This window comes from Brevibacterium sp. CSND-B09 (assembly GCF_052906525.1).
Genome location: NZ_JBREGI010000001.1, coordinates 1228267 through 1240249 on the forward strand (window position 1 = coordinate 1228267; position 11983 = coordinate 1240249).

The 11983-nt window shown below is 64.0% G+C and carries 9 protein-coding genes; 4 read left to right on the top strand and 5 right to left on the bottom strand.

Translation table 11 applies throughout. From position 1 onward, the window contains the following. Positions 1-42: 42 nt before the first annotated feature. Both ACU4IU_RS05795 and ACU4IU_RS05800 read right to left on the bottom strand, forming a co-directional pair. The gene (locus tag ACU4IU_RS05795; protein ID WP_446656119.1) at positions 43-891 is read right to left on the bottom strand and encodes a CoA-transferase subunit beta; all 849 of its coding nucleotides are present in this window, start codon (positions 889-891) and stop codon (positions 43-45) included. Further along, entirely contained in the window at positions 888-1802 is a 915-nt protein-coding gene (locus ACU4IU_RS05800; RefSeq protein WP_446656120.1) for a CoA transferase subunit A, read from the bottom strand. Before ACU4IU_RS05800 ends, ACU4IU_RS05795 begins: the two co-directional genes overlap by 4 nt. A 158-nt stretch (positions 1803-1960) precedes the next feature. On the opposite strand from ACU4IU_RS05800, the gene ACU4IU_RS05805 reads away from it, so the two are divergent. After that, a complete protein-coding gene (locus ACU4IU_RS05805) occupies positions 1961-2860 on the top strand; it encodes a LysR substrate-binding domain-containing protein (protein WP_259358804.1) in 900 nt (299 codons plus the stop codon). A gap of 63 nt (positions 2861-2923) precedes the next feature. Further along, complete coding sequence (locus tag ACU4IU_RS05810; RefSeq protein WP_446656121.1) at positions 2924-3577, top strand: histidine phosphatase family protein; 654 nt, start codon at positions 2924-2926, stop codon at positions 3575-3577. Positions 3578-3648: 71 nt separating this feature from the next. Here the strand turns inward: ACU4IU_RS05810 and ACU4IU_RS05815 are convergent, their stop codons facing one another. Then, positions 3649-4224 (bottom strand): DUF2000 family protein, encoded by a 576-nt coding sequence (locus ACU4IU_RS05815; protein ID WP_446656122.1) that lies wholly within the window; start codon positions 4222-4224, stop codon positions 3649-3651. A 7-nt stretch (positions 4225-4231) separates the two neighbouring features. Between ACU4IU_RS05815 and ACU4IU_RS05820 the strand changes: the two genes are divergently transcribed. After that, the gene (locus tag ACU4IU_RS05820) at positions 4232-5011 is read left to right on the top strand and encodes an AraC family transcriptional regulator (RefSeq protein WP_446656123.1); all 780 of its coding nucleotides are present in this window, start codon (positions 4232-4234) and stop codon (positions 5009-5011) included. Between the two features lie 61 nt (positions 5012-5072). Here ACU4IU_RS05820 and ACU4IU_RS05825 read toward each other — a convergent pair whose 3' ends face one another. Beyond that, entirely contained in the window at positions 5073-7178 is a 2106-nt protein-coding gene (locus ACU4IU_RS05825; RefSeq protein WP_446656124.1) for a SpaA isopeptide-forming pilin-related protein, read from the bottom strand. Between the two features lie 520 nt (positions 7179-7698). On the opposite strand from ACU4IU_RS05825, the gene ACU4IU_RS05830 reads away from it, so the two are divergent. Continuing rightward, positions 7699-9489: a sigma-70 family RNA polymerase sigma factor gene (locus ACU4IU_RS05830; protein WP_446656125.1), complete on the top strand. Its 1791-nt coding sequence runs from the start codon at positions 7699-7701 to the stop codon at positions 9487-9489. A gap of 110 nt (positions 9490-9599) precedes the next feature. Here the strand turns inward: ACU4IU_RS05830 and ACU4IU_RS05835 are convergent, their stop codons facing one another. Then, positions 9600-11891: a helix-turn-helix transcriptional regulator gene (locus ACU4IU_RS05835; protein WP_446656126.1), complete on the bottom strand. Its 2292-nt coding sequence runs from the start codon at positions 11889-11891 to the stop codon at positions 9600-9602. Positions 11892-11983: the final 92 nt, after the last annotated feature.

Consider the following 11983-nt stretch of genomic DNA (forward strand, 5'->3'; position numbering starts at 1 on the left):
ACAGCTGCCCGCGGACATCGGTCGGCGGGTGAGGGCTCCGGTTCAGCGCAGGTAGATGCGGGTGGGATCGAGCGTCTCTCGCAGCAGTGCCAGCTCATCCGGAGTCGGCGGCTGCGTCGTCTCGAGGTCGGTCGATACCTGGAGGTTCCATCCGGTCTGCCGCACCGCCTCGGCGGGGTCGACACCGGGGTGAACGGCTGTCAGAGTGAGTTCCTCATCCCGAGCGAAGCGCGTCATGATACCCAGGTCGGTGATCACGTGGGTCACGCCGGAACCCGCCGGCATGGATCCGACCTCCGCCTCGGCGGCCTTCTTCGACCCTGGGGAGGTGACGAAGTCCAAGGATTCGACGAAGGTGCGCGGGGTGTGCCTGCGCATGACGAGGAAGATCTCTGCTGCGCCCGCCATGGCTTCGATGGCTCCTCCTGAGCCCGGAAGTCGGCTGTCTGGGTGCTCCCAGTCCTCGCCGATGAGGGTGGAGTTCAGGTTCCCGAACTTGTCGACCTGCGCGGCACCGAGAAAGCCGACATCGATTCGCTGGCCTTGCAAAACATAGTTGAACAGGTGCGCCATCGGCATCACCGAGGCGGCCCCCGGAACCAAGATCGAATCCGAGATGCTGCGCGGCATCACCGGCGGCCTGGCTCCGGTGACTCCCGACTCGTACACGATCTCGATGTCCGGTGCGACAGTGTGCTGAGCCAGAGAGACGGCAAGAGTGGGCAGGCCGTGCCCGGCGAAGACCACGTTGCGTCCGGCCAGCGCCCGCGCCGAATGGACGGTGAGAAGTTCGCTGCTGGTGACCACGTCGCCAGCGACCGCGCTGCTTGTGGTCTCGCTGAGTTCGTCGCGGGACCGGGTCTCAGTGGTGCCGTGAGCACTCAATGTCATGCTCGCCCTCCATAGTTCACAGGCGTCGAATATGCGTCGTGGATGGCCATCCGCTCAAAATGTTCCGATCCGAGGGTGGCAAGGAACTCATCGTGGTCGCTCGTGCCGCGGATATTGGTCTCGAGCCAGTGCTGGACCGCCGCCGCGTCGCGGGCGAGCGCGGACCACTGTCTCGAGAATTCGTCGTCGCGGTCGTAATAGCCCTGGACCGAATGAGGATGCGAGCCGCGTGGCACGGCGACGACGGCATCGACGACGTGCGCGGGAACGATTGTGCGGTTCGGGTCGGAGCGGACGACAGCCTCGTCGACGATCTCCTCAACTGTGACGATGAGTCGGTGACTGGCGAATGCGGCCTCGGTTTGAATCCCGAGCATCCCCCATGCCTGCACGTTTCCATGCATGTCCGCACGTTGGGCGTGGATGATCGTGAGGTCGGGATTGAGTGCGGGGACGACGTGGATGTCCGGTCCACCGTAGGGGTCGGGAACGGACTTGATCCGCGGATTCTTCGCCGCTAGGTCGCTGCCCCGGTAGGAGGCGATGGGCTGGAACGGAAGCTTCGAGGCACCGGCCTGATAGCGGGCGACCATTCCGCCGTGACTGTATTCGTCGAACCACAGCGGTTCCGGGTCCGACTTCTCAATGCGCCGCCGAAGCTCGTGAAGGGAACCGGCCGAACTGTTGGCGATGAACGAGGAGATGAGACCTTTCAGGCAGTTCGCTCCGAGCAGCTGGTCGACGATGACGTCACAGGACATGCGTGCAAGGACTAGATCAGTGAAGCCCTGCCGGATGATCTCGTGCGCGGCAGCGACCGGCACGATGTGGCCGAAGCCCTCCAGGGCGACTGTATCCCCGTTGCGCAGATAGGTGCTGATCGCTTGGGGAAGACTCATCGTCTTGTCCATCGCGTTCCTCCTCGAACCTCGGATGACTGTGACCTGGGTCATCCTTTCAAAATCATTGATACCCGTCCAATACTTATAATGGAGACGATTAATGCAGTCACTGCACTAATATCGCCCGATCCTCACTGGGCGGCCGCCTTCACGATTGAGACACCGACATGGACACAAAGCACATCCGCGCATTCCTCGTCCTCGCCGAGGAACTTCACTTCGGCAGAGCCGCCGAACGACTGCATATGACCCAACCGCCCCTCAGCCGACTCATCCGGGGCTTGGAGTCCGACATGTCGGCACAGCTGTTCGAACGCAGCACTCGGTCCGTGCGCCTGACTCCGGCAGGACAGGCGCTCGTCGAACCTGCGCGCGACATCCTCATGAGTCATCGCCTCGCCGACTCCGCAGTGCAGGCAGCAGGGAAAGGCGAGGTCGGACATCTGCGCCTGGGATTCACCGGCATCGCGACCCACAAACTCATCGGACGGCTGCTCAAACTGGTCCGCGGGACTCATCCGGGAATCCACCTCAGTCTGCAGAGCGCCTCCTTCGGGATGCCGGCCATCGACAGCGTCGCCGACGGCTCAGTGGACCTCGTCTTCGGCTATTGGCCATTCGTGCCACAGTCGGTCGATACTCGCGTCGTCGCCCAGGAGTCGCTTGTCGTCGCCATGCACAGAGAGCATGCCTTAGCAGGCCGCGAGTCGGTGTCGATGAGCGAGCTCGCGGGAGAGGAGTTCATCACGGTACCGCCGAATCCGGGGTCGACGACGATCGAACGGCTCTACGAGCTGTCGCAGGCCGCAGGTTTCAACCCCACCGTCATCCAGGTGGCTCCGGACACGTGGACGATACTCTCGCTCGTCGGTGCGGAGATCGGCTGTTCAGTCACAGTGGCGTCGGTGCCGAAGAACGCCTCCTTCCCCAATATCGCCTTCGTCCCCCTCGAAGACCCGAAGGGGCCGTTCCCGCTGCTCATGGCATGGCGCAGAGATGACGTCAGTCCTGCCCTCGCTGAGGTGCTTCGACTGGCCGAGCAGCTGTTCCCCACCGATGTCCCGTAGACTCACATCAGTAAACGATCACTCGAAAAGCAGCGTGGGCTTCACGACGAGGATGTGTGATTCATGAGTGTGCTCTATCTGGTTCGGCACGGGCAGGCGTCGTTCGGCACGGATGACTATGACAGGCTGTCTGATCTCGGCAAAGAGCAGAGCCGCATCACCGGTCGCTTCCTCGCTTCCCAGGGCATCGAGCCAGACCGGCTCGTCCACGGAGAGATGCTGCGGCAGTGTCAGACCGCCGAGGGCCTCCTCGAAGGCATGAGCCGGAGCATGGACGCCCACGTCGACGCCGGCTGGAACGAATATGCCGCTTGGGAGCTCACCGGAATGCTCACGGATCTCGACCCTCGCGCCCAGCACGATTCAAAGATCTTCCAGGGTGAGCTCGAACGCGGTGCGGCTCGCTGGGCCTCGGGCGAACACGACGAGGACTATGCGGAGACCTACAAGCAGTTCACGTCACGGGTCGAACGTGCCCTCGATGAGACGACCAGCGCGATGGGCTCAGGCCAGTCAACGATCGTGGTCTCGAGCGCCGGCGCCATCGCGTGGACCGCCGCCCGCCTGATCGGCGGCGGTTTCGACCAGTGGATGGCATTCAACCGGGTGACCATCAACACCGGCATCACGAAGATCATCACCGGCCGAGGCGGCACCAGCCTCATCTCGTTCAACGACCACGGTCACCAGGATCCGAAGAACGCCACCTACCGCTGAGGCAGAACGAATCGTCTCGCTGCCCGATATCCCCCGCTACAGGGTGCGACCCACCCCCCGCCCTATGACACTCACGCGTGCATCCGCGCGCCCTTCACCACCCGATCAACACCATTCTTCGGCCCACGCAGGGCCACCCCGACGAGGTTGAGTTCCTCGGCCGAAACACCGGCCACGGCGGCCCGGTTGGCCGCATCATGGCCGGTGGAGAACAGCTCCTCGGTATAGATCGCTGTCGGGATTCCGCGGCCCATCGCCTTCGTCCGGATCGACCGCAGCTTATCCGCATCCGCGGTCATCACCATCACCGGTTGGCGCAGCATCGGCAGGTAGTCGTTGCCGTCGGCGTCACGGTAGTTCTCCCCGACCAGGCCCTCATCGCTCGTGGCGATTCCGGACATGAGGAAGGCGGTGACGTTGAGTTCCTGCCACGGCTGCAGGTCGTCGCGGAGAACGACGACGACCTTGGTATCGAACCGCACCGGCGCACTCGGACCGGCGGACAGTGACGGCGCGGCCGCCTCGGTGATGGAACTGCTCGCGGCCGCTTCGGCGAGGGTGGGCCGACCTTCGGTCTGATCTGTGGTGTTCGTGTTCTCGTGCATGAATCCAGCTTGGCCGACTGCGGCACCGCCGGTCTTGTACATTTGTTGCATGGTCGATGTCATCCGCGCGTGGCACCCGGCGGTCCCGCAGGTGCAGGAAGTCCTGCACGCCCGTTTCGACCATCACGCCTACCCCGCGCACACCCACGATTCATGGACGGTGCTGCTCATCGACGACGGCGCTGTGACGTATGACCTCGACCGTCACGATCATCTCGCAACCCCTGCAGCCGTGACGCTGCTGCCGCCGCAGGTGCCCCACGATGGCCGTTCCGCGCTGGCTGACCAGGGCTTTCGCAAACGGGTGCTCTACCTCGATGCCGACTGGCTGCCGCCGACCGCTGTGGACGCTGCGGCCGATTCGCCCACCCTGCTCGGCGCCGATGCGCTGAGCACCGTCACCGATATCCACTCCGCCCTTGCCGATCCCGCCGATGTCTTAGCTGCCGAATGCGGTGTCCTGGCCCTGCGCGAGATCGCGAATTCCTGTCTCACGCCGTCGACCGAGGCCGCGTCCGATGCGCCGCTCGCCCGTCGTCTGCGGGAGATGCTCGATGATCGTCTGCTTGAGTCATTCACCATCGCCGAGGCGGCCGCCGAGCTCGGCGCCCACCGCAGCCACCTGGTGCGGGTGTTCACCACGACGTTCGGGATCGCGCCCCACCGGTATGTCATCGGTCGCCGGGTCGATCGCGCCCGCAGGCTTCTCCTGGCCGGGCACTCCCCCGCCGAGGCGGCTGTGGAGTCAGGATTCCACGATCAGGCTCATCTCACCCGCCATTTCCGGTCGACTCTGGGAGCGACCCCCGGTATATTCTCCGGACGGTAGAGGGCGGGGCCGATATCGATTCGGCTCCGCCCTCTGCGCTCGGATCAGATACGAGACTGCATCACAGCAGGTCGGTCTTCCGTCGCCGTGACACGAGGATAGCGGCGATTCCGCCCCCAATGAGGAGCACGCCGAGGATGCCGAACGTCACCGCTCCAGCGGCACCTGTCCTCGGCAGATGAGAGCCGTCGCTGCCGCGGTCGTTTCCTCCGCTGGTGTTCCCTCCGCTGTCGCTTGTGGATCCATCGGCTGAGGTGCTACCGCCTTCAGACGTGCTCGACGCAGCACTGCCCGCATTCGAGTTCGTCGCGGCCGAGTCATCAGCGTCCGGATCAGCTGCGGCCGAGTCACCGGCGCCCGGATCAGTCGCCGCATTGGCATCCGGATCGGCCGTTGCCTTGGCATTGGTGTCCGTCGAAGCTGTGTCCTGGCCGCTAGGATCGGCCGATGCCTGGCCACTCGGGTCAGCCATGGCGTCTACGTCAGCATCCTTCGACTCCTCGTCCTTGCCGTCAGGGTCCGTCGACGCATCGTCAGCACCATTGGGACCGGTCGAAGCCTCGGCGTCAGACTCCTTCGATGCGTCGGGGTCGGCATTCACGTTGGACGAAGTGTCCGGGTCGGATGAAGTGTCCGGGTCAGTCGATGCATCCGCATCAGGCGACGCGTCGGGATTTGCGGACGCATCAGGATCAGTGGAAGCGTCCGCGTCTGCACCCGGGTCTGCAGAGGAGTCGCCATCCGGATCGGCACCAGCTCCGACGTCCTTCTTGTTGACGATGTCGGAGAACGCCACGTCCCGCTTATCACCGGTGATCGTCACGGTCTGCGTCTCGTCAGTGAGCACATATCCTTCAGGAGCGCTGGTCTCCTTGATGCTGTAATCGCCCCAAGCCAAATCGGTCACTTCGAACTGCCCGGCCGCCTCATCGGCGTCGAGCTCTCCGTTGTCGGCCACGACGAAGTCCTTGCCGTCCGGACCCGTCAAGGTGAATTCCGCACCCACGAGCGCTCTGCCGTCCTCGTCGACCTTCTTCCAGCTCAGTGCTCCGGGAATCTGTTCGTTGACAATCTGGCAGGTGATGATCGCGTCCGTATCGACAGTCTCGGTCAACTCGAATCCGTCGGTGATGTTTCTGGTTCCGACTTCGCGTCCGTCTGCGGTGCAGACCGCGTTCGATCCCGATTGCGGCTGGAGCCGGTAGCCTTCCTGCTGCTTCTCGGAAGCCTGCACCCCTTCCGCCGGGGTCTGCAGTTTGAAACTCACCGTCCCGGCCGCGTCCGTGGTCTTCTCCACTCCGTCCATCGAGTCCGGAGACGAGATCGCCCAGCCCTCGCCTGGGTGCGTCGCGGTGTTCTTCGCGTGTTCGCCGGCCCCAGGGTCGATGAGTTTGGTGACGTTGAGAGTTCCGCGACAGCTCTTCGTGGCGATCTCGCGGAGCTTCTCGGCCAATTCGGAGTAGTCCGAGACCACATAGTAGTCGTCTCCTGAGGTCTGGCCCGAGACCAGCTTGATATTGCCCTCGTTGATCTCGCTGCCCACTCCCAAACCGACGACTTTGGCACCCTGCGACTTCAGCGCATTCGCCGATTCGATGGCTTTGTCGATATCGATCTGATCGGTTCGCGTACCGCGGTCGGAATTGCCCGGTTCGGATCCCGGCACCCCGTATGCCGTTGGCTTGCCGTCGGTGACGAACAGCACCAGGTCATGGTTCGTGCCGCCCAGCTGCCCGAGACCGCGGTCCCAGTTCGTGCCTCCCGAGTCCTGCGGAACGCGCCGAAGCGCGTCGATCTGCCTATTGAGTTCGTCCACTGAGCCCGAGGTTGCGACAGAAGTACCGTTGATCGGCGTATTGGTGCCATCGGGTCCGAACGTCGCAAATGAGTTGACGGACACTCTGCTGGGAGTTCCGGACAGACCGCTGGCGACCGCCTTGGCTGCCGACTTCGAATCGTCGACATCCCGATCGGACAGGGAATTCGACAGGTCGAGGACGACGCCGATATCGAGGCCGCATTTGTCGGCCAATGAGGGGTTCGGCAGGGGTTCGGCCGCGGCCTGCGCCGGTGCGACGGCTGCACCGAGGAATGCGAACGAGGCAAGAACGGACGATGCGAGGATCGCGGCTCCATGCTTCGCCAGAGGATGTCGCTTCAAGGACAAGGGTTTGCTCCTTCAGAAAAGGCCGTCACCTGCACATTCGACGAATGCCAGGTAAGCGGATGCGCTGACTATGGGGTTGTGAGGGGCCCTGCAGCCACGTGGTTCTGCAGGGCCGCCTCGAACGAGTCCGGGACTCGGAGGGGACCCGATCGGCTGTCGTCCAACTGCCGGCTCAGGCTCGGAGCGATCGTGGGTATTGACCTCTCCATAGACTGAGACCTGCGCGCAGAGGCATTCGTTCGCGAGTTCCAGAAGTTTCTTCCGGAGCACCAGGACAAGGTCTTCGGTCGTGCGTCCGGCCGAATTCGAATTGCTCAGTCTCACGTGGGCCTCCCTGCACATGTGGCCGAGAATGCGTCGCCAAACACCCAGACCTGGGCGATTGGGAAGCTGGGTTCTGCTCCTGTAGAGTTCTTCCACTCCCCCTGAAAAGCCCCGAACTGTCCCCGAACTCACAGTTGAGGTCCCTCATGCAGTCTCCCCATCGACGTCCGCGCCTTACCTTCGAAGCGATGAGCTGATGACCGAAGCGTGGTCATCATCGACCGATAGTTCCCGGTCCCCTTTCGGACTGCCGCGCCCAGGCAGCGAACTCAGCGACTCCGACCTCTGTGCCCGCATCCGTGACCACCGGCCCGAATCGGCAACTGCACGGACCGCCTACGGTGAGCTCTATGCCCGACATCGACTGCCCGCATTGCATTTCGCACTGCGCCTCAACCGAAATCGTGCGCAAGCAGAAGATGCCGTCGCCGAGGCTTTCGCCAAGATCTGGCGCGCGTGGGGGAACGGGAAAGGGCCGGATGAGTCCTTCAAGGCGTACCTCATGGCCGCTGTGCGCTCCGAATCGTACCGGCGCACGGCGACAGCCCGTGCGACAACGATCGTCGAACCCGATGTGCTGACGTTCCTCGCAGACAGCGAACCGGGCGATCACGCCGCCGAGGTAGCTGAGCGAGATCAGCTGGGCCGTGCTTTCAGATCTCTCCCCGATACCTGGCAGAACGCACTCATTCTCATCGACATCGACGGGATACCGACCGCTGATGCAGCCGAGAAGATGGAGCTGTCGCCGAATTCCTTCAGCTCGCTTCTGCGTCGTGCCCGAGAGGGGCTCCGGGCCGCCTATCTGCAGGAACACGTTGAGCCCAGTGCACCTGAATGTGCTGAGTACTCCTCCGAGCTTGCGCGTTTCGTGCGCCGGCAGCTGAGCCAGAAACGCTCCGAAGCGATCGAGACCCATCTCAGCCACTGCGGTCGCTGCCGCCGTCAGTCCTTCAAGCTCCGCAGCGTCAATACGACGTTCCAGGCATGGATCACGCCCGCTGCTCTCGCTGCCGCGCTCATCGAATGGGGCTATTTCCCGGACTCAGCTGTGCTGCTGACAGGAGCAGGAACGGCGAACGTCGGGCCCGATGGGCAGTCGGGTACGATCGCCGCGGAGCCGCACTCAAGCCCGGCAGCCGCAGTTTCGAAGAGTACCACCGGCACAGCGGCTGCGGGCGGCTCGGGAGGCAGCACCACCGGAATCGCGGCCGGGGCGTCTGCGGTCAAAGTCGCAATCGCGAGCATCGCTGCCAGCGCCGCCATCGCGGCCGGTGCCGCCACACTTGTGAATCTTCAGAGCGACCCTGCCCCACAGTCTGCTGCTTCGGCAGAGACCTCCTCGGCGCCTGCTGGCCCACCGAACACGATGCCTTCTTCAGTCTCTCCACCGCACGCTGCTGGACCGGACGGAGGCGATGAGAGAGGTGAGAGTTCGGACGAACGCGAGCAGAACGCCGCTGAGCGCTCCGCTTCACGCGAGGAGGAGCGGTCGCGGGCCTCCCGGAAGAACGCTCAAGAGCCCGCCCCGCAGGAGAAGACCCAGACCCCCTCCTCGTCCGACCGGCAGCAGCCGAAGGACGATGACGAAGAGCATGAACCCGCCAAAGTTCCGCCTGCGGAACCGGATGAGCCCTCATCCGAAAAGACCCCAGAGACTGCCGAACCCACACCGGCTGAGGAGCCGACGGACTCGAGCGAGCCCAGCCCAGAACCGAGCAGCACTCCTTCGGCCCCAGCAGGACCGAGTTCCGACTCCTCTTCGGATTCGTCGGAAGGCACTGACGATGCGGCTGCGAACGGCGACGCGGGCTCCTCGACCGCGCCCAGCGAATCGGATGCGGGGGGCGACTCGACTTCAGAAGCAGTCGCAGACGCAGACGATTCGACTGCAGCAGATGCTTCTGACGCCTCAGACGCCGACGGAGAAGACCCTGACGAAGGATCCCACTGTCACGTCGTCGGCTGGTGGGAGTTCTGCCACTGATCCACCGCCGAAGACAAAGAGCTCAGACTGCTCGCGGTGGATCGATAGTTCCGGTGCCTCTGCTAACTGGCCGTCAGGCGGCCGCCTCGCCGCAGACGATTCTCACGCAATCACCTGTGCTGAGCGCGGTGGGCATAGGCCACAGCCTCGGCACGGCTGCGCACGCCGAGCTTGCGGTAAAGCGCGGACAGGCGATTCTTCAGCGTTCCCGACACCACTCCGAACTCGCGGGCGATCTGCGCGATCGACTTCGATGAGTCGATCGCGAACAGCAGCGACTGCTCGGTCGGCGTGAGATCGGTCTGGAAATCGGGCACCGCCTGCGAGGTCTCAGGCAGATCGAGCAGACGCCTTCGCAGCTCGCCCGCCGCCACCTTGCCCGGACCGAACGACCTGGCTACCGCATCCCACATCGGATGCTTCGCCGACTCATGAACAAACGCAAGCCTCGCTCCTCGGGTAAGCTGTGTGATCGCCAGCACGGACGAAGTGATCGAACAGTAGTCGAGCACATGGACGAACGTCTCGAGCGCTTCGTCTGCCCGGCCCTCATGGTGGAGGATGTCGGCGCGCAACGCCATGGCCGAACTCTTCAACCTGGGCCCCTGGTCACCGGCCAGCGCCTGCCCAGTCGCGCTCCACAGTACATCGTGCTGGCCGAACACCAGAGCCTGCCGTGCCTTGACAATGGAATATCCAGGACTCTGCGGGTTCATGCGGTCGCCCAGATTCTGCAGCGCCTTCGTCTCCCCCGCGGCAACCAGCACGGAGCTGGCGATGTTGAGAATGCCCGAGAACCGCGTGCTCTGTGCTTCGGTCATCGGCAGGAAACCTACTTGCATACTCTCCGTCAGTAGCTTCGCCGCGTGCGACGCGCGCCCTTGGAAGACATAGTGCAGGCTTCGTACGATATCGGGAATCGGCCCGAGGTGTTCGGTCGGCAGTGCTGTGTCGAGCGCGGAGACGATCTGCTCGGCGGCAGCAAGATCGAGACGGTCGAGGCTGCGCATTAACTCGATGCACAGGGCCGTGTGCTCATCCGGCAGTGCCTCCATCCCGAATCGGGACGCGGCCTCTCGAGCCCGATCCAGGTTGCGGTCCATTTCCGATCCGTGCCCGTGGCCCATCCCGGCCAAGGCGGTTTCAACCAGTCCGGGCAGCAGAGGGTGGGGAGAGTTCGGGGTGTAGATCTCGGCAAACTGGACAACCCGCTGCAGCATCGACATCGCCTCGGGAAAGCGACCGGCCACAATGAGGTTGCGCCCGTGTTCGAGGTTGAGCTCGGACTGCAGCATGAGCGTAGGTCCGGGGTGACTTAGGCCGAGGTGGCGCAGTCGATCACGTCCCGCTTTGAGGATCTCCAGCGCAAGTCGGTTCTCCCGATTCAACCGGTGCGTCCGCGCTTCCAGCGTGGTGACTACAGCCACCTCGTCGGCTGAGAGCGGCAATGCTGCCTCCTCGCGGAGCAGACCGTGGAGTTCGGGCACCACGATGCTGTCGAAGTCGGTGGCAGCCAGCAGCGTCGGTCCATCGTCTGTGCGAAGCCGCAACCGGGTCGAGTCGATACGGCGGGCCGCGCTTCGGGCCAGGGTAAGGATCGGGTTCGTCGCGAGGACATCCTCGGGGACGCTGAGATAGGCCTCGACGGCGGTGGAAGCGTCGAGAAAGACATTGACCGAGCGGCGGGCCCAGGCCCGTTCGAGGATATGCCAGTTCCGAGTCTCGACGGCAACATCGACGACTTCAACGAGCCCGGATCGCTCATCTGCACGCTGCCGGCCGAAGGTGTCGGCGGCGGCCGCCCCGAGAGCCTCACGCGGGTTCTTACCGGCGAGTCTCGGGTCGATCGCGGTGTTGCGGCGGACGAGCATCCGGATGAGGGCAGGGACAGCGAAGACCTCGTCGGGGCCGGTCGAGATCGTCAACAGCCCCTCATCGATGAGGAAAGAGGTGAGGTCCTCGGCCGTCGCGTTGGCCGTGTCGGTCACTTCGGCGGCGACGTATGCGGCGTGGACGAGATCGACTGCCACCGAGGTGATTCGCGAGGTCCACGCGAAGAGAGTCAGCAGGAAGAGTGCCGCGGATTCCCGAGAGACGCCGTCGATGACGGGCGTGAGTGCGGGCGGGAGCTGTGCATCGATACGGTCGGGATCGGTGTCGGCAACGGGCACACCTGCGTTCAGGCGTGCCCGCAGGAGGATGTCGGCGACGCGGGTGCGACCACCAGCGCAGGTGAAGAACTGGGTGAGTTCGGACTCGGAGAGGACGTCGCTGCGTTCGATCGCTGCGGCGAATTCAGCCTCCGAGTACGCTCGCGGACCCCATTGTGCGTCGAATGTCGAGGGCGGTGGGGTCGCCGTCTCGTGTGGGTTTACGGCTCGGTTCGTATGGTCGTCTGTCACTGTCGGGATCTTCTCTATCCTCTCGGCGCGCGCCGAGGTGGCAGCGGGGGAACTGCGCAGATGGGCTGGGGATGTGCGTAATTGAGTATGAC